We start from the raw sequence: 24631 nt of genomic DNA, 5'->3' as shown, positions 1-24631 counted from the left end.
CCAGCCACGCGAGCGGAGAAGCTCACCAAGAGGATGCCGTGAGTGTTGCGGAGGGAGCCGTGAACGGCAGGGTGACGTTCGTGGGGGCCGGGCCGGGGGCGGCGGATCTGTTGACGTTCCGGGGTGCCCGCGCCATCGCGGAGGCGGATGTCGTGATCTGGGCGGCGAGCCTGGTCCATCCCGAGGTGATCGAACATGCCCGCCCCGGCGCGGAGATCATGGACTCGGCGGCCATGTCGCTGGAGGACGTGATCGCCGTCTACGAGCGGGCCGCGCGTGGCGAGGTCGCGCGGATCGCCCGCGTGCACTCCGGGGATCCGGCCCTGTGGGGCGGCACCCAGGAGCAGATCGACCGCTGCGAGGCGCTGGGCGTCGAGGTGGAGGTCGTGCCGGGCGTGTCGGCGTTCTCGGCCGTCGCGGCTCTGGCGCGGCGGGAGTTGACCATCCCCGAGGTGGCGCAGTCGGTGATCCTGACGCGGCTCGGCGGCGGGAAGACCCCGATGCCGGCCGGGGAGGAGGTCCGGGAGTTCGCGCGGCACGGCACGACGATGGCGCTGTTCCTGTCGGCGGCGCGCTCCGGGCAGTTGGCGCGGGAGCTGCTGGCGGGCGGATACGCGCCGGACACCCCGGTGATCGTCGCGTACCGGGCGACGTGGCCCGACGAACTGCTGCTGGACTGCACGGTGGAGACGCTGGAGGAGACGGTCAAGGAGCACCGGCTGTGGAAGCACACGCTGTTCCTGGTCGGTCCGGCGCTGGCCGCCTCCGGCACCCGTTCGCACCTTTACCACCCGGGCCACTTCCACGGGTACCGCCGGGCCGAGCGCGTGGCCCGGGGCGCACTGCGGGCGGCGAGGGCGACGCCCGATGAGTGAGCCCACCCCGCCCGAGGGCCCCGAGCTGCGCGAACCGGATCTGCCGAGGACGGCGAAGACCCGGCAGCGCGCGCTGCGCACCGGCTGGACGACGGGCACCTGCGCGTCGGCGGCGGCGCGGGCCGCCGCGCTGCACCTCGCGACGGGCGAGCCGCAGCGGTGGGTGGAGGTGGCGCTGCCGTCGGGGCAGCGGGTGACGTTCGCCGTGGAGCGCGCCGAACTGCTGCGGCCGGGGCGCGCCGAGGCGGTCGTCGTGAAGGACGCGGGCGACGACCCGGACGTGACGCACGGGTCCTCGCTGACGGCGACGGTGAGTTGGCGGGAAGGGCCAGGGCTGGCGCTGCACGGCGGGGTCGGCGTCGGCGTGGTGACCCGGCCGGGACTGGGCCTTGAGGTGGGCGGCCCGGCGATCAACGCGGTGCCCCGCCGGATGATCGACCAGGCGGTGCGGGAGGTGATCAACGTCGGGGCGCGCGGCGTCGATGTGACGATCAGCGTCCCGGACGGCGAGATGCGGGCGCGGAAGACGACGAACGCGCGGCTCGGCATCATCGGCGGGATCTCGATCCTCGGGACGACGGGCATCGTGCGGCCGTTCTCCACGGCGTCGTGGCGGGCGAGCGTGGAACAGGCGGTGGCGGTCGCGGCGGCGCAGGGCGTGCCCGCCATGGTGTTGTGCACGGGCGGCCGGACCGAGCGGGGCGCGATGCGGTCGCTGCCGTGGCTGCCGGACGTGGCGTTCGTGGAGGTCGGCGACTTCACGGGCGCGGCGCTGCGGCGGGCGGTGGAGGGCGGGCTGCCCCGGGTGGTGTTCGTCGGGATGGTCGGGAAGCTGACGAAGCTGGCGTCCGGTGTGCTGATGACGCACTACACGCGGTCGAAGGTGGACACCGGCGTGCTGGCCGAGGTCACCGAGGCGGTGGGCGGCCCGGCGTCGCTGACCGACGCGGTGGCGGCGGCGAACACGGCCCGGCACGCTTACGAACTCTGGGAGTCGGCTGGTTTGTTGGCGACGGCGGGCGAGGAACTGTGCGGGCGGGTGGCGCGCGTGCTGGAACGCTTCACGGACGGTCGGGTGGCGACGGAGGCCGCGATGGTGGACTTCACCGGCGAAACGCTGGTGGCCGCCGCCCCACCGGGCGGACTGCTGCGGGAGGCACGGTGATCACGGTCCTCGGCGTGGGAACGGTCGGCCCCGGCGCGGTCGTCCACGACGCGACCCTGGTGGTCGGCGCCCGCCGCCACCTGGCGGCGGCCGAGCTGCCACCGAACGCGGAACGCATCGAACTCGGCCCACTGGCCCCGGCCTTGGCGGCGATCGAAACCCACCTGGGTCTGCGCCGAACTTCTGCGGCGCCCCGGGCAGATGCCACCAGCGGACCGCGCGGAACGGAGCCCCCGGCCACCGACGGCCAGCCGGACAGCGCGACAGCGTCGGCACATGCCCCCAAGGGGCCGCACGGCACAGACGCCATACCCCCCACCCACCGACCGAACAACGGTCAAGTCTCAACAGCCGACGGCCACACCGACACAGGACCGGACACCACACCGACCCCCGCGACCAACCGCACCGCCAACGGCGGGATGACGCCGACGCATGCCACCGCCCACCGGCCTGGCGGCACAAGCACTTCGGACACGGCGCCGGGCACCGCCGCCGCCCGTCGGCGGGTTGTCGTGTTGGCGTCCGGGGATCCGGGGTTCTTCGGCATCGTGCGGGCGCTCGCCGAGCGGTTCGGGGTGGGGGTGCTCGATGTGCGGCCTTCCGTGCCCGCCGTGGCCGTCGCGTTCGCGCGGGTCGGGTTGCCGTGGGATGACGCCGTCGTCGTCAGCGCGCACGGGCGGGACCCCAGGATCGCCGTCAACGTCTGCCGGGCGCGGCCCAAGGTGGCCGTGCTGACCGGGCCGGGGGCCGGGCCGGCCGAGCTGGGGGCCGCGTTGGACGCGGCCGGGGTGCCGCGCGCGCTCGTCGTGGCCACCGCCCTGGGCGATCCCCACGGCGGCGAGCGCGTCGTGCGGGTGACTCCCGCCGGGGCCGCCGCGCGGGACTGGCCGGACGGCGGGCACGTCGTGCTGTGCCTGGACGAGGCTCGGATGCTCGCGCCCGCGCAGCGGACCATCGGCGGGCCGCCGCCCGGACCGGCCGGATGGGCGCTGCCCGAGGCCGCGTTCGAGCACCGGGACTCCATGGTCACCAAGTACGAGGTGCGGGCGCTCGCGCTGGCCCGGCTCGGGCCCCGGCTCGGGGACCTGGTGTGGGACGTCGGCGCAGGCTCCGGTTCGGTCGCCGTGGAATGCGCCCGGCTCGGCGCGGCGGCGATCGCCGTGGAGCGGACCGGGGACGGCGCCGCGCGTTGCCTGGCCAACGCCGCCGCGCACGGCGTCGACATCCAGGCCGTACACGGCGAGGCGCCCGCCGCGCTGGAGGAACTTCCCGACCCCGACGCCGTGTTCGTCGGCGGCGGGGGCGCGGAGCTGCCCGCGATCGTGGCCGCCTGCGCACGCCGCGCACGCCGCGTGATCGTGGTCACGCTGGCCGCCCTGGACCGCGTGGCGTCGGCGCGCGAGGCGCTGGCGGCCGGGGGCCTGGTCCCGGACGGGGTGCTGCTCCAATCCGCCCGGCTGGCTCCGCTGCCGGGTGACGTGACGCGGCTGGCCTCAGTCAACCCCGTTTTCGTTCTGTGGGGTTCGCGCCCCGGCACGCAAGAAGAAGGAGCACACTCGTGATCGGCCTGATCTCCGCCACCGCGGCCGGTGCCGCCGCCCGCGACCGGCTGGCAACGGTGTGGCCGGACCGCACCCGCGTCTACGAGGGGCCGGTCGGGGACGCGGTGCGGCGCGCGTTCGGCGAGTGCGAGCAGCTCGTCTGCTTCCTCGCCACCGGTGCCACCGTGCGGCTCATCGCGCCGCTGCTCGCCGACAAGTCGGCCGACCCGGGCGTGGTCTGCGTGGACGAGGCGGGCCGCCACGCGGTCGCCCTGCTGGGCGGCCACGCGGGCGGCGCCAACGAGCTGGCCCGCGCGGTCGCGGAGGCCCTGCCCGACTGTCTGCCGGTCGTCACCACGGCGACGGACGCGGCCGGGGCGCCGGGGCTGGACACCCTGGGCCGGCCGGTCGAGGGCGCCGTCGCGGCCGTCTCGCGGGCGATGCTCGACGGCGAGCCGGTGACGCTGGCGGCCGACGCCGTCTGGCCGTTGCCCGCGCTGCCGCCCAACGTCCGCCCGAACAGCGGCGGTTCGTGGACTCTCGCGATCACCGACCGGCTCGTTCCCCAGGAGGATGGGACCACCGCCGTGCTGCGTCCGCCCTCCCTCGTGGTGGGCGTGGGCGCGAGCCGGGGCGTGGCGGCGGACGAAGTCCTGGCGCTGGTCGAGGAGACGCTGACGGCGGCGGGTCTGTCGGTGCGCAGCGTGGCCGCGTTGACGACCGTGACGGCCAAGGCCGACGAGGCCGGGCTGAACGAGGCGGCGGAACGGCTCGGCGTCGGCCTGCGCGTGTTCCCGGCCGAGGAGTTGGCCGCGGTGTCCGTGCCGAACCCGTCCGCCGCGCCGCTCGCCGCCGTCGGCACGGCGTCGGTCGCGGAGGCCGCCGCGCTGCTCGCCGCCGGGCCGGGTGGCCGACTGATCGTCGAGAAGCGGAAGTCGGCGATGGCCACCTGCGCCGTCGCCCGGCGGCGTCCGCGCGGACGGCTGGCCGTGGTCGGCCTCGGGCCGGGCGCCCGGGACCTGTTGACGCCGCGCGCGGCCGACGAGCTGCGACGGGCGGGCGTGGTGGTCGGCCTCGACCAGTACCTGGACCGCGTCCGCGACCTGGTGCGCCCCGGCGCGCGGGTGCTCGCATCCGGCCTCGGCGCCGAGGAGGAACGGGCCCGCACCGCGGTCGCCGAGGCGCGGGCCGGGCACGCGGTCGCGCTGGTCGGCAGCGGGGACGCGGGCGTGTACGCGATGGCATCGCCCGCGCTGGCCGGGGCGTCGGACGACATCGACGTGGTCGGGGTGCCGGGCGTGACGGCCGCACTGGCCGCGGCGGCGGTGCTGGGCGCGCCGCTGGGGCACGACCACGTCTCGATCAGCCTCTCGGACCTGCACACGCCATGGGAGGTGATCGAACGCCGGGTGCGGGCGGCGGCATCGGCGGACTTGGTCGTGACGTTCTACAACCCGCGTAGTCGGGGCCGCGATTGGCAGCTCCCCAAGGCGCTGGAGCTGCTGGCCGCGCACCGGGCGCCGGACACACCGGTCGGGGTGGTCCGCAACGCCTCGCGCCCCGACGAGTCCTGGGCACTGACCACGCTCGCCGAACTCGACCCGGGGACGGTGGACATGATGACGGTGGTGCTCGTCGGCAACTCCGCGACGCGGACGGTCGCCGGGCGCATGGTGACCCCGAGGGGCTACCGGTGGCAGGCGTGAACACCGCGCCCGTGCGGGTCACCGACCGCTGCGCGGGCTGCGGCGCGTGCCTGCTCACCTGCCCGGCCCACGCCATCCGCCCGTACGGCGGCACGCTGCTGATCCGGGCCGACCTGTGCACGGGGTGCGTCGAGTGCGTCGAGATATGCCCCGTGGACGCCATCGACATCGTCGCCGAGCAGGGCGGGAAAGCCGAGCAGGCCGGGAAAGCCGAGAAGACCGAGCAGGCCGAGCAGGCCGAGCAGGAGGCACCGTGACCCGTGTCGTTCATCCCATCGAGGAGGAGTCGTACCGCATCCTGCGCTCGCGCGTGGACACCTCCGGGCTGCCGCCGCTGACCCGCGCGGTGGTGGAGCGGGTGATCCACGCCAGCGCGGACCCCGACTACCTGACCGACCTCGTCACCGACGAGGCCGCCCTGCGCGCGGCACACCACGCGCTGCACGAGGGGGCCGCGCCGGTCGTCACGGATGTGGAGATGGTCGCGGCCGGGATCACCCGGCGGGCCACCGTCTGCCGGCTCGCGCAGGCCAAGGCCACGCCGGGGCTCACCCGTTCGGCACACGCCGTGCGGCTCGCACTCGCCGAGGTCGGCCCCGGCGCGGTGTGGGTGATCGGCTGCGCGCCCACCGCGCTCTTCGAGCTGATCGCTCTCGACGCCGCGCCGGCCCTGGTGATCGGGCTGCCGGTCGGCTTCGTCGGGGCGGCCGAGAGCAAGCAGGCGCTGCGCGACAGCGGTCTGCCGGCGGTCAGCAACGTCTCCGAGAAGGGCGGCTCGGCCGTGGCCGCCGCCGCCCTCAACGCCCTGCTCTACTCCCCCGCGCCCGCGCTCTCACCCGCACCCGCACCCGCTCGTCACGAGGAGTCCCAGTGAATCCGTCAGATCCGTCCGCGCCCGCCCTGCTCGTCGTGGGCCACGGCACCCGGGACGACGAAGGGGCGCAGGCGTTCCGCTCGTTCGTCCAGGACCTCGCCGTGCGGCACCTCCCGCGGGTGCCGGTCGCGGGCGGGTTCATCGAGCTGTCGCCGCCGCCGCTCACCGAGGCCGTGGCCGGACTGGTGGAGCGGGGCGTGCGGCGTTTCGCGGCCGTCCCGCTGATGCTGGTGGCGGCCGGGCACGCCAAGGGCGACATCCCGGCCGCGCTGACCCGCGAGAAGCTGCGGCAGCCGGGCGTGTCGTTCGCCTACGGCCGCCCGCTGGGCCCGCACCCGTCCCTGCTGGACGTGCTGGAGCGGCGGGTGGACGAGGCTCTGGGCGGGGACGGCGGCCGGGCGGGGACCACCGTGCTGCTGGTCGGGCGCGGCTCGACCGATCCGGACGCCAACGCGGAGGTGTTCAAGGCGGCCCGGCTGCTGTGGGAGGGGCGCGGCTACGCGGGCGTGGAGACCGCGTTCGTCTCGCTGGCCGCTCCCGACGTCGCCGCCGGGCTGGAACGCTGCCGGGCGCTGGGCGCCCGCCGCGTCGTGGTGCTGCCGTACTTCCTCTTCACCGGCGTGCTGCCGGAGCGGGTGCGGGAGCAGGCACGGGCGTGGGCGGCGGACCGGCCGGAGACGGACGTCCGGTGTGCCGATGTCATAGGCCCCACGGAGGAGTTGGCGGGTCTGGTGGTCGCCAGATACCGGGAGGCCATCGAGGGCGACATCCGGATGAACTGCGACGCCTGCGTCTACCGCGTCGCGCTGCCGGGCTTCGCCGACAAGGTCGGCATGCCCCAGCAGCCGCACCACCACCCCGACGACGACGGCCACCACGGCCATGGGCACGGTCACGGACACCACCACGAGCACGGTCATGCCCACGCCCACTGAACCCACCGATCCCACCGGACCGGCCGAACCCACCGATCCCACCGAACCGGCCGAACCGGCCGGACCCACCGACCTCGGGCACCACGGAGACGCCGAACTGCGCGACACCGGTGGGGCGAAGCTGGTGGACCTCGCGGTCAACGTGCGCGCCGGGACTCCCCCGCCCTGGCTGCGGGACCGGATCGCCGCCTCGCTCGACGACCTCGCCGCGTACCCGGACGGCCGGGCGGCCCGCCGCGCGGTGGCCCGGCGGCACGGCCTGCCACAGGAGTGCGTGCTGCTGACGGCCGGCGCCGCCGAGGCGTTCGTCCTGCTCGCCAGGGCGCTGCCGGTCAACGGCCGACGGGTCGTGGTGCACCCGCAGTTCACCGAGCCGGAGGCGGCGCTGCGGGCGGCCGGGCACGAGGTCGGGCGGGTGATCCTGCGCGCGGCGGACGGCTTCCGGCTGGCTCCGGACGCCGTGCCGGAGGACGCCGGGCTCGTCGTGGTGGGCAACCCGACCAACCCCACCTCCGTGCTGCACCCCGCCCCGGACATCGCCGAACTGGCCCGGCCGGGGCGGGTGCTGGTGGTGGACGAGGCGTTCATGGACGCGGTGCCGGGCGAACGGGAGTCGCTGGTACCGGCCGTCGGGTCGCTGCCGGGCCTGGTCGTGCTGCGCAGCCTGACCAAGACGTGGGGGCTGGCGGGCCTGCGGATCGGATACGTGCTGGCCGCCCCGGAGTTGATCGAGGCACTGGCCCACGGCCAGCCGCTGTGGCCGGTGTCGGCGCCCGCGCTGGCGGCGGCGGAGGCGTGTTCGTCGGAGCGGGCGCTGGCCGAAGCGGCGGAAGCCGCCCGCGAGACGGCCGCGGACCGTGCCCATCTCCTGGCCCGGCTCGGCGCGTTCGCCTCCGTACGTATGGCCACCGCGTACTCCGCCGGGCCGTTCGTCCTGGCGCACCACCCCGACGGGGCGGCGTTGCGGCTGCGGCTGCGCGAGTTGGGCTACGCCGTGCGGCGCGGTGACACGTTCCCGGGGCTGAGCCCCGGCTGGCTGCGCCTGGCGGTCCGCGACCGGGCGACGACCGACGCCCTCATCGCGGCGCTGGCCCGGGCGGGCACCCGCTGACGGGACCCCACGGGAACCGACGGAGAACGGACGGGAAAGCAGTCAGGGGGGACCCGATGGTGCCGGGTCCCCCCTCAGCGTGCGTTACCGCGGTGCGGCCGTCAGCTGTCCGTCAGCTGTCAGCCGGCGGCAGTGGTGCGAGCGGCACGGCGACGGGCCAGGAACAGGGCCCCGGCGCCCGCGCCGAGCAGCGCCACGGCGCCACCCGCGAGCAGCGGCATGTTGGAGTCGCTGCCGGTCTCGGCGAGGTCGGTACCGTCGCCATCGGCGCTGCTGCCACCGGAGACGGACTGCGTGTCGTCCCCGTCGGTGCCCTCGCTGGCGGAGCCGGCGTCGTCACCGTCAGTGCCCTCGGTGGCGGTACCGGCGTCCGAACCCTCGGTGGCCGAGCCCTCGGTGGCCGAGCCACCGGAGGCCGAACCACCCGTGCCGGCCGCGGTGGTGCACTCGGCCTCGGCGAGGGTGATGTGACCGTCGACCGTCGCGACGTTCAGGTTGGCCGGGTTGATCGACACCATGAGGTCCAGGGCGGTGGCCGCGGCGGTGGTGTCGGTGGTCTCCGTCTTGGACAGCGCCAGGGTCACCTGGCCCACACCGGGCACGGTGACCTCGGTGGTGCCCTCGACGGTCAGGTCGACGTGCTGGCCGAGCACCAGGGCCTCGGCCCCGAAGTCGGCCTCAGCGACAGGCGCCTCCCCCGTGGCGCAGATCGCACTGGCGGTCACCGCTTCGAGCTCGATCACCGACGTCAGCGGAAGTCCGGGAACGTGGACCTTCGCTTCGGCCAGCGTGACCTCGGCGCGGGAGCCCGCCTCGTCCGACTCGGCGCTGGCGGCGGCCACATCGGCCCGCAGCACCTCGAAGGACTCGCCGTCCTGGACACCGTCCAGGCTGGCGCTGAGCACGGTTTCACTTTCGCTCTCCGGAGCGGTCACCTCGTTGAGCGTTACGTTGAGCGGCACCTGAGCGGTGCCGCTCAACAGCGAGACATCCAGACCGGTGCGTAGCACCGCGGCGCTCGCCGTGCCCCGTTCATCCTGGTCACCGTCGTCCGCGAGAGCCGGGGAGACGGACCCCAGCAGCGCGGCGGTGGTGGCGACCAACACCGCCGACCGGCGTGAACCGAGTCGGCGGTAGGCAGAGTTGTACACGTGTGGAACCCCTTGATATGGCATGACGTCACCGGGGCGACCGGACAGGGGAATCCAGGCACCGGTAACAGGGACGCGGCCATCATCGACGTTTAAACGCTCAAACGTCAGTAGTCTCCTGTAACTTCACACAATCAGGTGAGTTTTAATCACATGGTTGACAGGGGGCAATCGCGCCGCTTATCAGAACATGCGTCCCCTGAGCACCACATGACTCGGCTCCGCCAGAATGCGCACGTCCTGTCTCGGGTCGGCCGCGTACACGACGAGATCCGCGGGGGAGCCCTCGGCGAGTCCCGGCCGGCCCAGCCAGGCACGCGCGCGCCAGGTCGCGGCGCCGAGCGCGTCCTCGACCGGGATGCCCGCGGCGACCAGCTCGGCGACCTCCTGGGCGATCAGCCCGTGCGGGAGCGAACCGCCCGCGTCGGTGCCGGTGAAGATGGCGATCCCGGCGTCGTGGGCGGCCCGCACGGTGTCGTACCGGCGCTCGTGCAGCCGCCGCATGTGGTCCGCCCAGCGGGGGAACCTGGCCTCGCCGCCCGCCGCGAGCCGGGGGAAGGTGGCGATGTTGACCAGGGTGGGCACGATGGCGACGCCGTGCTCGGCGAAGAGCGGGATGGTGTCCTCGGTCAGCCCGGTGGCGTGCTCGACGCAGTCGATCCCGGCCTCGACCAGGTCGCGCAGCGAGTCCTCGGCGAAGCAGTGCGCGGTGACGCGGGCGCCCTCCTCGTGGGCGGCGGCGATGGCCGCGCGGGCGGTGTCGGCGGGCCAGCAGGGCGTGAGGTCGCCGTGCTCGCGGTCTATCCAGTCCCCGACGATCTTGACCCAGCCGTCGCCGCGCCGCGCCTCGCGGCGCACGGTGGCGGCCAGGTCCGCCGGCTCGATCTCGTGTGCGAAGTTGCGGATGTAACGCCGGGTCCTGGCGATGTGTCGCCCGGCCCTGATGACGGGCGGCAGATCCGCACGGTCGTCGATCCACCGGGTGTCGGCCGGCGAGCCCGCGTCACGGATGAGCAGCGTGCCCGCGTCCCGGTCGGCCAGCGCCTGCTTCTCGGTGGTGGCCTCGTCCACCGCGCCGTGCGCGTCCAGGCCCACGTGGCAGTGCGCGTCGACGAGGCCGGGCAGCACCCAGCCGTCGAGCGTGGTGACGTCCCGGGCCGCTGCGGGCCGTTCGTGGCTGATCCGCCCGCCGATCACCCACAGTTCGTCCCGCACGTCGTCCCCGGGGCCGACGAGGACTCGTCCCTTGATGTGCAGTACAGACACGCGCCCCATCGTCACATGCCCGCCCGTCGGGGTCACCGCCGCGGTCCCCGAGCAAAACGTTTCTTCACCTTCGCCACCGTTTCGTCACGCGAAGAGGTCCCACTCGGGCGCTCCCGGCTCGGCTGCCGCCGGGACGCGAGCCGGGCGACCACGCGGTGCGCTGGGCACCGACCGGAGCGTGCCCGACCCCGCCGGAGGGGAAATAGTCCGAACTCCCCCGGGGCGCCCGGCCGCAGCCTTTCCCGCACTCTCGTCGCCCCCGCGTTCCGCTCGTTCCCCTCGTTTCCACGCGCAATTCGGCGCGGGTTTCCCCAGCGTGCCGGGACACACTGCGCGGGCGGGCTTCTGCCCGCTTTCCCGGCGGCCAAACGGGGATTTCACGGAATCCACGGAGATCACAACGGAGTTACGTCGGTGTGACGCACTCCACATCGGCGCCCGCTTTGTCCGGTAACTAACGGCCAGAGTGGGGCGTTTCGCCGTACGCGGCGCCGGAACCCCGCACCCGCGCGGTAACACACCGACCCCTGTTCTGTTAACCCCTGAGGACGGTGCGATTCGAATGCTCGGTGGGTAGGTTGAATCGACATGACCGCCGCCCACGATTTGCTGGAAATTCCCGAAGGACTCACGCTCGACAGCCCCCGTCCCGGCGACGGGGCCGCCATCTGGCGCATCGCCCGGGACTCGCGGGTCCTGGACCTCAACTCGTCGTACAGCTATCTGCTGTGGTGCCGCGACTACGCGCACACCTCCCTCGTGGCCAGGGACGCGGACGGCGTCCCGGTCGGCTTCATCACCGGATACACCCGGCCCCGCGTCCCGCGCACGCTGCTGATCTGGCAGGTCGCGGTCGACCACGGGCGGCGCGGGCACGGCCTGGCCGCCGCGATGCTGGACGCGCTGACGCGCCGGGCGACCGGCGAGCTGGGCGTGCGCGCCGTCGAGACCACCGTCACGCCGGACAACGCCGCGTCCGACCGCCTCTTCGCCTCCTTCGCCGAACGGCACCGCGCGCCCCTGACCCGCGAGGTGCTGTTCGAGGCCGCCGCCTTCCCGGAGCGCGGGCACCAGCCGGAAGTGCTGTACCGGATCGGACCGTTGGCTCCCGCGCCCGCGTCGGCGCCCTGACGCCTCGGCGCCCCAACGCCCCCGCTCCGGTCACCCCTGCCCCGTTCGCCCCGCCACCCCGCACCGAAAGACCCTGATCCAGGAGAACGCCGTGACCATCGCCCAGACCGAGCCCAGCGTGTTCCAGACCGAGCCGAGCGTCTTCACGACCCTGGAGTCGGAGGTGCGCAGCTACTGCCGCGGCTGGCCGGTCGTCTTCGACCGCGCGCGCGGCAGTTACCTCTACGACGAGGACGGCCGCCCCTTCCTCGACTTCTTCGCGGGCGCCGGCTCGCTCAACTACGGCCACAACAACCCGGTCCTGAAACGGGCCCTGCTCGACTACCTGGAGCGCGACGGCATCACGCACGGCCTGGACATGTCGACCACGGCCAAGCGCGCGTTCCTCGAATCCTTCCGCGACCTCGTGCTGCGCCCGCGCGGCCTGGACCACAAGGTGATGTTCCCCGGTCCGACCGGCACCAACGCCGTGGAGGCCGCGCTGAAGCTGGCCCGCAAGGTGAAGGGCCGCGAGTCGATCATCTCGTTCACCAACGCCTTCCACGGCATGTCGCTGGGCGCGCTCGCCGTCACCGGCAACGCCTTCAAGCGCGCCGGGGCCGGCATCCCGCTCGTGCACGGCACCCCGATGCCGTTCGACGACTATCTCGACGGCCGCACCCCGGACTTCATCTGGTTCGAGCGGCTGCTGGATGACGCCGGCTCCGGGCTCAACAAGCCCGCCGCCGTCATCGTCGAGACCGTGCAGGGCGAGGGCGGCGTCAACGTCGCCCGGCCCGAGTGGCTGCGCGGCCTGGCCGACCTGTGCCGACGCCACGACATGCTGCTCATCGTCGACGACATCCAGATGGGCTGCGGGCGTACCGGGCCGTTCTTCTCCTTCGAGGAGGCCGGCATCGTGCCCGACATCATCACGGTGTCGAAGTCCATCAGCGGCTACGGGCTGCCGATGTCGCTGACGCTGTTCCGGCCGGAGCTGGACATCTGGGAGCCCGGCGAGCACAACGGCACCTTCCGGGGCAACAACCCGGCGTTCGTGACGGCCGCGGCGGCGCTGAATGTCTACTGGGCCGACGGGCAGACCGAGAAGCAGACCATCGGCCGCGGCGAGCAGACCGAGGCCGCGCTGCGCGTCATAGCCGCCGAGCAGGCGCACGCGGGCGGCGCGTACCGGGGCCGGGGACTGGTCTGGGGCCTGACGTTCGACGATCCGGCGCGCGCGGAGGCCATCTGCCACCGGGCGTTCGAGCTGGGGCTGCTGCTGGAGACCTCGGGACCGCGCGGCGAGGTCGTCAAGCTGCTCCCCGCCCTCACCATCACCCCGGAGGAGCTGGACGAGGGCCTGCGCGTACTGGCCAGGGCCGTGCGCGACACCGAGTGACGCGAGGTGAGGTGCGTGACGTGAGTGACGCGCGACCGCAAGACGCCGGACCGAGAGTGAAGTGAAAGGAAGAGAGCACCTGTGATCGTCCGATCCATCGCCGACATCGAGGGCACCGACCGGGACGTCGAATCCGCCTCCGGCACATGGCGCAGCAAGCGCGTCATCCTCGCCAAGGAGAAGGTCGGCTTCTCGCTCCACGAGACCGTGCTCTACGCGGGCACGGAGACCTCCATGTGGTACGCGCACCACGTCGAGGCCGTGTTCTGCGTCGAGGGCGAGGCCGAGCTGACCAACGACGAGACCGGCGAGAAGCACTGGATCACGCCCGGCACGATGTATCTGCTGGACGGCCACGAGCGGCACACGCTGCGCCCGAAGACCGACTTCCGCGTGCTGTGCGTCTTCAACCCGCCGGTCACCGGCCGGGAGGACCACGACGAGAACGGCGTCTACCCGCTGCTGACCGAGAGCTGAGTCCCGGAGCGACTGACCGTAAGGGAGTTTGTCCAGATGACCACCACGCCCGAGCGCACCACCGACCTGTACCCGACCCGGGGCCGGACCGAAGTGGCCACGCCCCGCCAGGACCCCGTGGTGTGGTCCACGCCAGGGACCCCTGGCCCGTTCGCCGCCGACGAACTGGCCGCCTTCGAGCGGAACGGATTCGCCGCCGTCGAGCGGCTCGTCGCCCCCGAGGAGGTGCTGACCTACCGGGCGGAGCTGGACCGGCTGATCGCCGACCCGGCCGTGCGCGCCGACGACCGCTCGATCGTCGAGCCCGCCTCGCGGGAGATCAGATCGGTCTTCGAAGTGCACCGGATGAGCGAGGTGTTCGCCGGACTGGTCCGCGACCCGCGCGTGGTCGGCCGCGCCCGGCAGATCCTGGGCTCGGACGTCTATGTGCACCAGAGCCGGATCAACGTCAAGCCCGGGTTCGGCGCCAGCGGCTTCTACTGGCACTCGGACTTCGAGACCTGGCACGCCGAGGACGGGCTGCCGAGGATGCGGACGGTGTCGGTGTCGATCGCGCTGACCGACAACCTCGACACCAACGGCGGCCTGATGATCATGCCCGGCTCGCACCTGACGTTCCTGGGCTGTGCCGGTGAGACACCGAAGGACAACTACAAGAAGTCGCTGCGGATGCAGGAGGCGGGCACGCCCTCCGACGAGGCGCTGACCGGCTTCGCGGACCGGCACGGGATCAAGCTCTTCACGGGCCCGGCCGGTTCGGCGACGTGGTTCGACTGCAACTGCGTGCACGGCTCGGGCGACAACATCACCCCGTATCCGCGCAGCAACGTCTTCATCGTCTTCAACAGCGTGGAGAACACCGCGGTCGAGCCGTTCGCGGCCCCCGTGCGCCGCCCGGAGTTCATCGGCGCGCGGGACTTCACCCCGGTCCGCTGAGCGCGGAACGGGTCGCCACGGCCGGGCCCGGCCCCCCTCCCCCTCGGGGTCCGGGCCCGGCCGCCAACTCGGGGACAGACGCCGGGGCATGGCGCGGATGCGACAGAATCGGCGGGAAGCGAAGCGACGTTACGACTCGCGAAGGATTGCGCAGTGACAGATCCAGTGACCAACACGGTGTCGGGGCAGGTGCCGCGCCCCGGGCAGCGGTTCGTCTTCATCGGGGGCCTGCACCGCAGCGGCACCACGCCGCTGGCCCGCACCCTGGCCGCTCATCCGCAGGTCAGCGGCTTCCACGAGACGGGCGCGATGGAGGACGAGGGCCAGTATCTCCAGTCGGTCTATCCGACGGCGGCGGCCCGCACGCGCTCGGGTCCCGGCCGGTTCGCGCTGTCCCCGGCGGCCCACATCACGGAGACGTCGCCGCTGGCGGACCCGGCCAACCGGGACCGGCTGATCGCCGACTGGAGCCGGTACTGGGACCTGGACCGTGAATTCCTGGTGGAGAAGTCTCCCGCGAATCTCGTCATGACGCGCTTCCTCCAGAAGCTCTTCCCCGAGGCCCGCTTCATCGTGATCATGCGGCACCCGGCGATCGTCACCCTCTCGACAAAGAAGTGGGCGCCGCGCACGCGGCTCTCCACGCTGTTCGAGAACTGGTTCCGCGCGCACGACCTCCTCCGGGAGGACGCGGCGAGCATCGGGCATCTGCACCTGCTCACGTACGAGAGCCTGGTGGCCAGTCCGGGCGAAACGCTGGACCGGGTGCGGGACTTCCTCGGCCTGTCGGGCCCGATCCCGACCGGTGCCGTGCAGGACCGGAGCGGCGGCTACCGCTCGCGCTGGCTCCATCTGGCCGAGGCCACCGACCCGTTCAACCGCAGGCGCTTCCGCCGGCTGTGCGAGCGCTTCGAGGACCGGGCCAACGCCTACGGATACAGCCTGACCGACATCGACCGCGTTCCCCCGGCCGATCTCTCCCCGCGCCCCGCCGCCTGAGGGCGGACACGGGACCGCCGCCGCGCGGGACGCGCGGCGGCGGGCGTGGGTCTTGGGGGGCCGGTACGCGCCGCTAGTACGCCCCGCGCGACCGCAGGACCGCGAAGACCGTGCGCCACAGGATCATCGCGTCCAGGGCGAGGGACCAGTTCTCCACGTAGCGCAGGTCGATGCGGACCGACTCCTCCCAGGAGAGGTCGGACCGGCCGCTGACCTGCCACAGGCCCGTCATACCCGGCTTGACGACCAGGCGCCGGTACATGTCGCTGGGGTAGCGCTCGACCTCGTCGGGCAGCGGCGGGCGCGGGCCGATCAGGGACATCCGGCCGGCCACGACGTTGACGAGCTGCGGCAGTTCGTCCAGTGAGTAGCGGCGCAGCGTTCTGCCGAGCGGGGTGACGCGCGGGTCGTCGCGGAGTTTGAACAGCACGCCGTCGTGGTCGTTGGCCGCCCGCAGCTCCGCGACCCGGCTCTCGGCCTCGGTGTACATGGAGCGGAACTTCAGCAGGGTGAACGGCGCCCCGTCCTTGCCGATCCGGGTCTGCCGGAACAGCGCGGGGCCGGGGCTGGTCAGGCGGATCGCGAGACCGATGAGGAGGAGCAGCGGCGCGAGGAGGAGCAGCGCGACCGCGGCGCCGGCGCGGTCGATCAGCTCCTTGGCCACCCGCCGCCCGCCGGAGAGCGTCGGGTGGTCGACGTGCACCAGCGGCAGGCCGTCGACCGGGCGGATGGTGGTGCGCGGTCCGGCGACGTCGATCAGCGCGGGCGCGACCAGCAGATCGACGTCGCTCTCCTCCAGCTCCCAGGCCAGCCGCTGGAGTTCGGGCCCCTGGAGCTCGGGGCAGGACAGCACCGCCACGGTGTCGGCGTGGGTCCGCTCCACCACCTCCGCGATGTCGGCGAAGCGGCCGTAGACCGGGATGTCGCAGTCCGCGACGCGCTGCCGGTGGGGCCGGTGCGGGGGCAGGCAGGCGCCGACGACGCGCATGCCGTGGTAACGGTGCCGGTGCAGTTCGGTGGCGAGGACGGCGATGGAGCGCTCGTATCCGACGGCGATGACCCGTTGCATGAACCGGGCCGATTCCGCCCGGTTGTGGTGCACCCACTTGCGGACGGCGAAGCGGCACAGCAGGTCGAGCAGGAGGGCGCCCGGCAGCGCGAGGGCGACGTAGCCGCGTGCGATCTCCAGCTTGGCGGCGTAGGAGACGACCGCGACGGCCGAGGTGAGCGCCGCGCCCGCGAGAAGGGTGCGCTGGTACTCGTCGGGTCCGATGAACAGGAAGCGCGGGTCGTAGGCGCGGCTCATCGCGAGCGCGAGGACCCAGCACAGCGGGAAGACGGTGACGCTGAAGAGGAGGTAGCCGGTGCCGATCCCGGTGCCGAAGCCGCCGAACCGGGTCGCCGAGGCCGCCGCCCCGGCCGTGACGGCGACGGTGGCGTCGATGCCGAGGAGGAGCACGGTGTACCGGCGCTTCCAGCGGTGCGTCCTGGCGGCGCCCCTCCCCCGCCGGGGCCCCGGGCGGGACGGGGGTGGGGCCGGGGCCGGCGGGAGGGGGGCGGGCAGGGGCAGGACGCCCTGTCGTGGGCCGCGGAACATCATGCGTGGGCTATCGCCACAAAACGGCTCCCGGCCGAGGGGCGGTGCGCCCGCCGTACCCGGGCGGGGCGTTGACAGGAACGGGCGTACGAGCGTGGTGACGGCATCATGGCTGGGCTCTCTCTCCTGGTGAACGGACAAGGACCTGGTGAGCGGACAAGGGAAGGACGGGCGGGACCGGTCAGCGGCGGCGGGAGACGTACGGGTCCCGGCCGACGTCGCCCCAGGCGTCGAGGACCCCGGGCCGCACGGACACGCGCGTGTCGCAGACCTTGTGGGTGTCGAAGACGCTGACGGCCCTGATGTTGGGGTACTTGCTCAGCGCGGGCACGAGGTCGCGGTACCACTGGGCCTGCGCCCGCTCGTTCTCCGGGTCGGCGACCGTGCCGTATTCGGCGAGCATCACCGGCTTGTCCGAGAAGCCGTTGCGCATCAGCCAGTTGTACCAGGGGCCGATCGTCTCGCTGGGCGAGCGCCACTCGTTGTCCCGGCAGACGTAGTAGTTGAAGGGGTCGTAGCCGATCCAGTCGACGTAGTCGTCGCCCGGGTAGAAGTCGGCGATCGTCTCCTGGTGGCCGAGCCAGCCGACGGTGATCCACACCCAGGTGACGTTGTCGACGCCCTCCTCCTCGAAGACGTCGTGGATGTGGCGCCAGGCGCGCGCGTAGTCCGCGCCGTCGCCCTGGTCGGGATGGCGCTTGCCCTCGGCCTCGTGGTCGAAGGCGAGGAAGACGGGCTGGTCCCACTCCTTCAGCCGGCGCGCGGCGGGGCGGACGACGGAGTCGTCGTAGGCGCCGTCGGCGACGTCGTCCCACCGGGCGCGGTCGTCCTCGCCGTGGATCCGGGTCGTCCAGTTGAGGAGGAGGACGCGGGAGCCGTCCGCGCCGAGCCGCCGCTCGTGCTCGTCGGGGAAGACGCCGGAGCGGCCGGTGCCGGAGAAGTCGTGGTAGCGGTGGACGAGGTCGACGGTCCGGCCGATGTCGGACTCGATGCTGGTCACCGTGGTGTAGAGGTCCTGGCCCCGGTTCGCGGCGGTGGTGTAGATCCCCCACAGCAGGCCGCATGCGGGGACGAGGTTCTCGTCGAGCGGGCACCGCGCGGCGGGTTCGGGTGCCGGTTCGGGTTCGGGGTCGGGAAACGTCGGCGCGCTGAGGGTGGCGAAGCCGAACGCCGCGGCGGCCAGTACCCGCCACAGGCGGCGCGGCGAGCGGCGGGCGGACACGTTGTCGCTCATGACCGTTGGTTCCTCACAGGTGTCGAGGGCCTCAGAGGGGAGCCGGGACGGGCTCCGGCGCGAGCAGCGGCGCGGCTCTGGCCCGGACGGGTGGATGGCTCTCGGCCTCGCGCAGGGCGAGCGCCCCGGCGATCATCACGATGACCAGGCCGGAGTCCATGAGGCCGTAGTAGAAGATCATCACCGTGGTCATCACGACGACGACGTGCGTCCACAGCGCCGTGCCGGTGGGCGCCCGGCGGGTGCGCCAGCACAGCCACAGGAACCAGCCGAGGAACAGCCCGGCGCCGACGAAGCCGTGCGAGAAGAGCACGTTCCAGAACTGGCCCTGGGTGCCCACGGCGGGCACGCCCTCGCCGAGCACCGAGGGGCGGGGCGCGCCGTATCCGAACAGCGGTGAGTCGAGGGTGCGTTCGTACGCCTCCTGGTAGACGGCCAGGCGCGTCTGGTTGGTCTCGCTGTTGGAGACGCGATCGGAGACGCGGTCCTGCACGCCGATGGCGAGGTTGACGCCGAGCGCGGCGACCAGGAGCGTGCCGAGCGCGAGCAGGCCCTTGGCGTTGCCGCGGCCGGCCATCCGCAGGGCGGCGTAGCCCAGGCCCAGGCCGAGGGCGACGAACATGCCCCGGTTGACGGTCAGGAAGGCCGGGACCAGCGAGACGGGCAGCAGCACCAGGATCAGCCGGAACATCGGTCCGCGCCGCAGGTGGGCGAGGGCGACCAGCACGAACGGGATCAGCTCGGCGTAGTTGTGACCCCATCCGTTGGTGTAGGCGAACGGGGCGGACGGGCGTGGCTCGTTCTGCCAGAAGCCGTCCGGATTGCCTTGCGAGAAGCGGGGGTTGACCATGTGTGCGACCAGCTCGTTGCGTTGCAGGCCCTGGGGCACGAGGTGGGCCATGGGGGTGTCGAGCGAGCCGTGCGGGAGGAGCACGCCGAGGTAGCCGCCGGCGATGACGGCGGCCCAGTAGGCGGTGAGGACGAGCGCGACACGGCGCGCGGGCAGGTCGCGTTCGGTGCCGTTGTAGACGTAGAGGAAGATGACGGTGGCGGCGAGGTAGATCAGCGCCCGGTAGAGGAAGCCGATCATCCGGCCGCCGGTGTCGATCTGGATGCCCGAGGCGAGCAGCCAGACCAGGAACAGCAGCCACAGGCCGAAGCCCTTGGGCGCGCGCAGCTCGCCGTGGCGCAGCAGCAGGACCGTCATCGGGATGGCGACCAGCGGCCAGATCATGTCGCCCAGACCGAGGGTCCACCAGAGCGGGAACGCGACGAACAGCGCGTACAGCGGCCAGCGAGGAAGGGAGCCCGGCATCAGATCCCTCGGCCGGCGCGGTGCGCGAGCTTGACGATCGTGTCGACCTTCACCAGGTGGGTGCTGGCCAGCAGGGCGGCGTAGAGCCGCTGTTCGCGCCAGTTGTGCCGGAACGCGCGGGCGGCGCAGCGGCGGGCGCTCGGCATGTCGCCGAGTCCCGCGTGGGCGAAGGCGAGTTGGGCTTCGATGCGGGCGATGCCGACCGGCTCGGTGCGGAAGTCGGGGTGTTTTTCGAGCAGGTAGTCCAGCGCGGAGATGATCATCTTCCAGCGGTCGAAGAAGAACGACCGCGCGTGCCACAGGACACGGACCAGCGGCTGGTGCACGGCGCGGATGCCGCCGGCGTCGGCGGCGCGCAGCAGGAACTCGTAGTCCTCGCCATATCCGCCGGGGATGTCCTCGTCCACCAGTCCGATGCGGTCCAGCAGGACGGCGCGGCGGACGAGGACGGTGCTGGGGTGCACCTCCATGATCCGGTCGCGCAGGAAGTCGGCGCGGCCCAGCGGCCGGTCGGGGGCGAGCCGGGGGATGTCGCGGTCGCCGTAGCTGACGATGATCCCGGCCGAGACCAGGGGTGTTTCGGGGTGACGGGCCAGCAACTCGACCTGGGCGCTGAGCTTTCCGGGCAACCACTCGTCGTCGTCGTCGCAGAACGCGACGAGTTCGCCGGTGGCGGCGAGGATGCCGGTGTTGCGGGCACCGGCCAGACCGGGGGTGCGGTCGTTGCGCAGGTAGCGCAAGGTGCGGTCGCCGCCGGTCGTGGCGGTGGTGGCGGTCGTGACGTCCACCTCGGCGGGATCGCTCTGGTCGAAGACGACGACGCACTCGATGGGGCCGTCGTAGCGCTGGCCCAGAATGGCGGTGACCGCCCGGCGCAGCAGCTCGGGGCGGTCCCGGGTGGGGACCACGACGCTGACGGTGGGGGCGGGCTTGGTCGTCGCTGCCGGGGACTCCGGTGCCACGGCGCTTTCGCTCATGGGTGTGACCTCATCGCTTACCGGGCGCTTGCGGATTCTGGTCTCCGGCATGAGCTGGGGCCGGATACACGTCTCATTTACTTGCCAGAGACCGAGGCGGTGAGATTATCATCCTGCATCACCGGGGATGGATGCGGGCATTCGGCCGGACCGCGTGACACCGCCCTATTCCCCGCTCGGAGTTGTTAATACGGTGACCACACACCCACCGTATTCACGAGATCTCCTCCGGAACGCCCCAGCGGCACGGTGCGGCCTCACCCGGGCGGCCGGAAGTGCTCATATGTCGATATGCAAGCAAAGCGCGAGCAAAGGTTCTCATGAGTGGCATGAGTGGCACGACGCCTGACGTCCGATCCGTCGATGTGCGGCGGTATTTCGAGGTGCCCCGGCACCGGTGGCGCACGGTGCTCGCCGTGGCCGTGCTCGGCGTCGGAGCCGTCGGGGGCTACGCGGCGCTGGCGCCGTCGTCGTACGAGGCGACGAGCCTCGTCCGCGTCAGCCCGGTCGGGACGGACCCGTTCAGCTCGGGCCGAACGCCCGACCAGCTCGTGAACACGGACAGTGAGGCGCAGATCGCGCGCTCCTCCGACGTGGCCGGGCTCGCCGCCGCGTCTCTGCCGGGCGGGCGCTCGCCCGAGGCGATGCGCGCGCACCTGGCGGTGACGCCGTCGAGCGACACCGCGACGCTCCGGCTCACCTACGACGCCGGCTCCCAGCAGGCCGCGATCGAGGGCGTCAACGCCTTCGCCACCGCCTACCTCGCGCACCGGGAGGCCGACGCGCGGGCGCGGCAGGAAGAGATGCTGCGCGACGTCGAGGAGGCGCTGGACGAGGCGCGGGCCGCCCTGCTGACCGCCGAGGAGGCGTTGGCGTCGGCGGTGGAGGGGTCGGCCCAGGCTCGGGAGGCCGACGCCGACCGGCAGTTTGCGCTGCGGGACGTGCAGGCGCTGTCCGACCGGCGCGGCGACCTGCGGGCAGTGTCGTTCGAGCCGGGCAGCGTGCTGGACGAGGCGGACCGGGCGGCGGCCGGCTCCCCGGCCGACGACACGCTGTTCCTGGCGGGCGGCGTGCTCGCGGCGCTCGTGCTGGCGGTGGCGGCGGCGTTCGCGCGGGACCGGCTCGACCGCCGGGTGGGGAGCGGGCGCGGGGCCGGCGAGGCCGCCGGAGCCCCGCTGCTGGCCGAAATCCCGGTCGGGACGGCGTCGTTGGCGCTGGTCGAGGACCCGGCCGGACCGGCCGCCGAGTCCTACCGGATGCTGCGCGCACTGCTCGTCCCGGCCCTGCGCCGCCGTGGCACCCGGGTGCTGCTGGTCGCCGACCTCACCGGCCCCGCCCACCGCGCGCTCCCCGGCGCCAACCTGGCGACCGCGCTGGCCGAGGCGCTCGGCGACGTGGTGCTGCTGACCCCCGGCTGGCGCGGCGCGGCGGCCCCCGCCCTGGCGCCCCTGGCGGCGGCTGGCGGAACGGGCAAGGTCACCCTCCACACCACCACCGTCACCGGCCTGCGCGTGGCCCACGGCGAAGCCACCGACGGCGGGCTGCGAGACGTCATCGCGGGCGAGGAGTTCCGCACGCTGGTGACCGAACTGACCGACGGGGGCGCCTGGGTGGTCCTCGACTCCTCGGGCGACCTGACCCCCTCGGAGGTCATCACCCTGGCCGGCACGGCCGGCGCGGCGGTGCTCGTCGCCCGGTCCCGCGAGACGGCCACCGCCGACCTCGCCTCCCTGGCCACGGCCCTGGAACGCCTCGACACCCCGATCGCGGGCTGCGCCCTGGTCGTGCCGGCCCCCACCCGGAAGGCCCGCCACACCCGCGCCTGACCCCCGGCGGCGGTCGCGTGCGGCGGCGGACGCGGTCGCGGGGTCGCGTGCGCGGTCAAGACCGCGTCCGCAGTCGCAGTCTGGTCGCGGTCGCGTACGCCGTCGCCGTCGCCGTCGCCGTCGCCGTCAGGATCGCGTCGCGGTCGCGGTCGTGGTCGGGATCGCGTCGCGGTCGTGGTCGGGATCGCGTCGCGGTCACGGCCGCCGTCAGAACCGCATCGCGGTCACGGCCACCGTCAGAACCACATCGCCGTCGCCGTCGCCGTCGCCGTTAAGGATCGCGTCGCGGTCACGGTCGTGGTCGGGATCGCGTCGCGGTCACGGTCGCCGTCGCCGTCGCGGTCACGGTCGCGTTCGCCGTCGCCGTCGCCGTCGCCGTCAGGATTGCGTCGCGGTCACGGTCGCGGTCACAACCGCGTCGCGGTCACGGTCGCCGTCAGGATCGCATCGCGGTCGCCGTCGCCGTCGCCGTCGCCGCAGAACCGCGTCGCGGTCACAGTCAGCCGCCGGGACGGGCTCGGGCGCGCACCACTGCTTCGGGATAAGGGGGTCACTCCGCCCGGACGCCGGGACGGGCTCGGGCGCGCACCACGCCGAGCAGGGCGGGGAGTTCGAGGACGGCGCGGTAGCGCCACAGGGCGGCGGCGTAGAGCGGGAGGGCCAGGCCCAGGTAGGTCAGGAGGACCCACAGGTCCGTGCCGGCCATCAGGCGCAGGGCCAGACCGAGGCCGCCGAAGATCACGGTGGCCAGGACCGCCGACAGGGCGAAGCCGTGGCCGTGGCCGCGCAGGGCGAGCAGGACGCGCACCTCGTACATGCCCATGACCTGCTCGCACACGATGCTCGCCGACCAGGCGAGCGCCGCGCCGACGATGCCGTGGTCCGGCACGAGGAGCAGGTTCAGCCCGACGTTCACGGCGAGCGCCACGACGGTGTTGACGGCCGTCCAGCGGCTCTTGCCCGCCATCAGCAGCACCGTGTTGACGTTCCCCGTCGCCAGGTTGAGCAGCATCGCCACCGACAGGACGCTCAGCGCGTCGGCGCCGGCCGCGAAGTCCTCCCCGAACACCCGCAGTACCTGGGGGCCGAACGTCGCGAGCACCAGGTAGAGCGGCCAGGAGGACGCCGTGATCCACTGCGTCGAGATCCGGTACAGGTCCTGCGCCCGGCGCTTGTCGCCGACCGCCAGCGCCGCGCCCAGCTGCGGCTGGATCGCCAGCCGCATCGCCTGCATCACCAGCGTGCCGGTGGTGACGAACCGGCTGGCGGCGGCGTAGATCCCGGCCTCGTGGGCGGAGCGCAGCGCGCCGACGATGATCACGTCGAACCAGACGATCGACTGCGTGAACGCCTGCGCGAAGCCCCGCCCGGCCGCGTACGACCAGAACTCCCTCGCGATCACCCCCACCGGACGCGCCGGGTGGGTGGCGGGCGGCGCGGCGCGTTCGGTGCGCCGCAGCTGCCCGTACAGCGCCCACAGCGCCAGCGGGCAGGTGAACAGCAGCGGGACCGCCCAGGCCAGCGGCACCGCCAACCCGCGGGCCCCGAACGCCAGCACGGCCGCCACCAGGAGCACCCGGCCCAGCGGCAGGGCGAGTTGCTGGAGGCCCACATAGATCCGCAGCCCGCCGAAACCGCGCGTCGCCTGCACGGCGATCAGGCCGGTGATCGCGCAGACCAGGAACGGCGCGAGCAGGGCCAGGAAGTCCGCGCCCTGGTCCCGGTGTTCCTCGTCCATCAGCAGCCGGGCCAAGGTGGGCGCGGCGGCGTAGAGGGCGACGGCCAGCGCGGTGGCGGCGAGCACGGCCGGGCCGAACGCGATGGCCATCACGCGGCGCAGCTCGGCGACCCGGCCCAGTGCCCGGCCGCGCGTCGCGGTGTAGAGCAGCGCGGTGTCGGCGCCCGCCGTGCCGACCGCCGCGAGGATCGTGAAGAGCGCGAACGCCGAGAAGAAGACGCCCGCGCCGGCCGGACCGAGACCGTGCGTGACGACGCCGGTCAGCGCGAACCCACCGAGGGCCGCCACCCCGGCGCCGAGCAGCCCCAGCGCGCCGCTGCGCGCCACGGCGCGGGTCTCCGCGGCGGTTTCGGTGGCGGACGGAGCGGTCGGGGCCGTCACGGAATCGCCTCG

The 24631-nt window shown here is 73.4% G+C and carries 21 protein-coding genes; 14 read left to right on the top strand and 7 right to left on the bottom strand.

The window, feature by feature from the left end; translation table 11 throughout:
• Positions 1–59: 59 nt before the first annotated feature.
• The 8 genes from cobM to cobC are packed head-to-tail and all read left to right on the top strand — an operon-like array spanning position 60 to position 8210.
• On the top strand, positions 60–875 hold the full coding sequence (gene cobM, locus OIE51_RS23105) for a precorrin-4 C(11)-methyltransferase (protein ID WP_326599703.1): 816 nt from the start codon (positions 60–62) through the stop codon (positions 873–875).
• Positions 868–2040 carry a cobalt-precorrin-5B (C(1))-methyltransferase gene (locus OIE51_RS23100; protein WP_326599702.1) on the top strand — a complete coding sequence of 391 codons (1173 nt, stop codon included), beginning with the start codon at positions 868–870 and terminating at the stop codon, positions 2038–2040. The genes cobM and OIE51_RS23100 overlap by 8 nt, the downstream gene beginning before the upstream one ends.
• Positions 2037–3605: a precorrin-6y C5,15-methyltransferase (decarboxylating) subunit CbiE gene (gene cbiE, locus OIE51_RS23095; RefSeq protein ID WP_326599701.1), complete on the top strand. Its 1569-nt coding sequence runs from the start codon at positions 2037–2039 to the stop codon at positions 3603–3605. Before OIE51_RS23100 ends, cbiE begins: the two co-directional genes overlap by 4 nt.
• Positions 3602–5290 carry a precorrin-3B C(17)-methyltransferase gene (cobJ, locus tag OIE51_RS23090; RefSeq protein ID WP_326599700.1) on the top strand — a complete coding sequence of 563 codons (1689 nt, stop codon included), beginning with the start codon at positions 3602–3604 and terminating at the stop codon, positions 5288–5290. Before cbiE ends, cobJ begins: the two co-directional genes overlap by 4 nt.
• Entirely contained in the window at positions 5278–5547 is a 270-nt protein-coding gene (locus tag OIE51_RS23085) for an indolepyruvate ferredoxin oxidoreductase subunit alpha (protein ID WP_326599699.1), read from the top strand. Before cobJ ends, OIE51_RS23085 begins: the two co-directional genes overlap by 13 nt.
• A complete protein-coding gene (locus OIE51_RS23080) occupies positions 5544–6164 on the top strand; it encodes a precorrin-8X methylmutase (RefSeq protein WP_326599698.1) in 621 nt (206 codons plus the stop codon). The genes OIE51_RS23085 and OIE51_RS23080 overlap by 4 nt, the downstream gene beginning before the upstream one ends.
• Positions 6161–7099: a sirohydrochlorin chelatase gene (locus OIE51_RS23075; protein WP_326599697.1), complete on the top strand. Its 939-nt coding sequence runs from the start codon at positions 6161–6163 to the stop codon at positions 7097–7099. The genes OIE51_RS23080 and OIE51_RS23075 overlap by 4 nt, the downstream gene beginning before the upstream one ends.
• Positions 7083–8210: an Rv2231c family pyridoxal phosphate-dependent protein CobC gene (cobC, locus tag OIE51_RS23070; protein ID WP_326599696.1), complete on the top strand. Its 1128-nt coding sequence runs from the start codon at positions 7083–7085 to the stop codon at positions 8208–8210. The genes OIE51_RS23075 and cobC overlap by 17 nt, the downstream gene beginning before the upstream one ends.
• A 119-nt stretch (positions 8211–8329) precedes the next feature.
• Here cobC and OIE51_RS23065 read toward each other — a convergent pair whose 3' ends face one another.
• Positions 8330–9361: an SCO1860 family LAETG-anchored protein gene (locus OIE51_RS23065; RefSeq protein WP_326599695.1), complete on the bottom strand. Its 1032-nt coding sequence runs from the start codon at positions 9359–9361 to the stop codon at positions 8330–8332.
• A 183-nt stretch (positions 9362–9544) separates the two neighbouring features.
• Complete coding sequence (locus tag OIE51_RS23060) at positions 9545–10636, bottom strand: amidohydrolase family protein (RefSeq protein ID WP_326599694.1); 1092 nt, start codon at positions 10634–10636, stop codon at positions 9545–9547.
• 579 nt (positions 10637–11215) lie between these two features.
• Between OIE51_RS23060 and ectA the strand changes: the two genes are divergently transcribed.
• The 5 genes from ectA (at position 11216) to OIE51_RS23035 (ending at position 15551) form a co-directional block, all read left to right on the top strand.
• Positions 11216–11758, top strand: a complete 543-nt coding sequence (gene ectA, locus OIE51_RS23055) for a diaminobutyrate acetyltransferase (protein ID WP_326599693.1) — start codon at positions 11216–11218, stop codon at positions 11756–11758.
• Between the two features lie 118 nt (positions 11759–11876).
• Entirely contained in the window at positions 11877–13139 is a 1263-nt protein-coding gene (ectB, locus tag OIE51_RS23050; protein ID WP_442812076.1) for a diaminobutyrate--2-oxoglutarate transaminase, read from the top strand.
• Between the two features lie 81 nt (positions 13140–13220).
• Entirely contained in the window at positions 13221–13616 is a 396-nt protein-coding gene (locus OIE51_RS23045; RefSeq protein WP_326599692.1) for an ectoine synthase, read from the top strand.
• 36 nt (positions 13617–13652) lie between these two features.
• A complete protein-coding gene (thpD, locus tag OIE51_RS23040; protein WP_326599691.1) occupies positions 13653–14552 on the top strand; it encodes an ectoine hydroxylase in 900 nt (299 codons plus the stop codon).
• A gap of 153 nt (positions 14553–14705) precedes the next feature.
• Complete coding sequence (locus OIE51_RS23035; RefSeq protein ID WP_326599690.1) at positions 14706–15551, top strand: sulfotransferase family protein; 846 nt, start codon at positions 14706–14708, stop codon at positions 15549–15551.
• A gap of 73 nt (positions 15552–15624) precedes the next feature.
• On the opposite strand, the gene OIE51_RS23030 is transcribed toward OIE51_RS23035, so the two are convergent.
• The 4 genes from OIE51_RS23030 to OIE51_RS23015 form a co-directional block, all read right to left on the bottom strand.
• Positions 15625–17010, bottom strand: a complete 1386-nt coding sequence (locus OIE51_RS23030) for a sugar transferase (RefSeq protein ID WP_326599689.1) — start codon at positions 17008–17010, stop codon at positions 15625–15627.
• Positions 17011–17329: 319 nt separating this feature from the next.
• Positions 17330–18382, bottom strand: a complete 1053-nt coding sequence (locus tag OIE51_RS23025) for a glycoside hydrolase family 26 protein (protein WP_326599688.1) — start codon at positions 18380–18382, stop codon at positions 17330–17332.
• Between the two features lie 31 nt (positions 18383–18413).
• Positions 18414–19697 carry an O-antigen ligase family protein gene (locus tag OIE51_RS23020; protein WP_326599687.1) on the bottom strand — a complete coding sequence of 428 codons (1284 nt, stop codon included), beginning with the start codon at positions 19695–19697 and terminating at the stop codon, positions 18414–18416.
• Positions 19697–20674, bottom strand: coding sequence for a glycosyltransferase family 2 protein (locus OIE51_RS23015; RefSeq protein ID WP_326599686.1), 978 nt, complete (start codon positions 20672–20674; stop codon positions 19697–19699). Before OIE51_RS23015 ends, OIE51_RS23020 begins: the two co-directional genes overlap by 1 nt.
• A gap of 329 nt (positions 20675–21003) precedes the next feature.
• Here OIE51_RS23015 and OIE51_RS23010 point away from each other — a divergent pair, with 329 nt between their 5' ends.
• Complete coding sequence (locus OIE51_RS23010; protein ID WP_326599685.1) at positions 21004–22500, top strand: hypothetical protein; 1497 nt, start codon at positions 21004–21006, stop codon at positions 22498–22500.
• 550 nt (positions 22501–23050) lie between these two features.
• On the opposite strand, the gene OIE51_RS23005 is transcribed toward OIE51_RS23010, so the two are convergent.
• Complete coding sequence (locus tag OIE51_RS23005) at positions 23051–24619, bottom strand: lipopolysaccharide biosynthesis protein (protein ID WP_326599684.1); 1569 nt, start codon at positions 24617–24619, stop codon at positions 23051–23053.
• Between the last annotated feature and the right edge of the window lie 12 nt (positions 24620–24631).

It is taken from the genome of Streptomyces sp. NBC_01803, from assembly GCF_035917415.1.
Taxonomy (GTDB): Bacteria; Actinomycetota; Actinomycetes; order Streptomycetales; family Streptomycetaceae; genus Streptomyces.
Note: the sequence above shows the minus strand (reverse complement) of the source record. Positions and strands in the feature narration are given on the sequence as shown.

What these genes read in the sequence shown, in the direction of transcription:
- OIE51_RS23100 (WP_326599702.1), top strand. Translation starts at nt 868, where the DNA reads ATGAGTGAGCCCACCCCGCCCGAGGGCCCCGAGCTGCGCGAACCGGAT.
- cobC (WP_326599696.1), top strand. Translation starts at nt 7,083, where the DNA reads ATGCCCACGCCCACTGAACCCACCGATCCCACCGGACCGGCCGAACCC.
- OIE51_RS23060 (WP_326599694.1), bottom strand. Translation starts at nt 10,636, where the DNA reads ATGGGGCGCGTGTCTGTACTGCACATCAAGGGACGAGTCCTCGTCGGC.
- ectA (WP_326599693.1), top strand. Translation starts at nt 11,216, where the DNA reads ATGACCGCCGCCCACGATTTGCTGGAAATTCCCGAAGGACTCACGCTC.
- thpD (WP_326599691.1), top strand. Translation starts at nt 13,653, where the DNA reads ATGACCACCACGCCCGAGCGCACCACCGACCTGTACCCGACCCGGGGC.
- OIE51_RS23025 (WP_326599688.1), bottom strand. Translation starts at nt 18,382, where the DNA reads ATGAGCGACAACGTGTCCGCCCGCCGCTCGCCGCGCCGCCTGTGGCGG.
- OIE51_RS23020 (WP_326599687.1), bottom strand. Translation starts at nt 19,697, where the DNA reads ATGCCGGGCTCCCTTCCTCGCTGGCCGCTGTACGCGCTGTTCGTCGCG.
- OIE51_RS23015 (WP_326599686.1), bottom strand. Translation starts at nt 20,674, where the DNA reads ATGAGCGAAAGCGCCGTGGCACCGGAGTCCCCGGCAGCGACGACCAAG.
- OIE51_RS23010 (WP_326599685.1), top strand. Translation starts at nt 21,004, where the DNA reads ATGAGTGGCACGACGCCTGACGTCCGATCCGTCGATGTGCGGCGGTAT.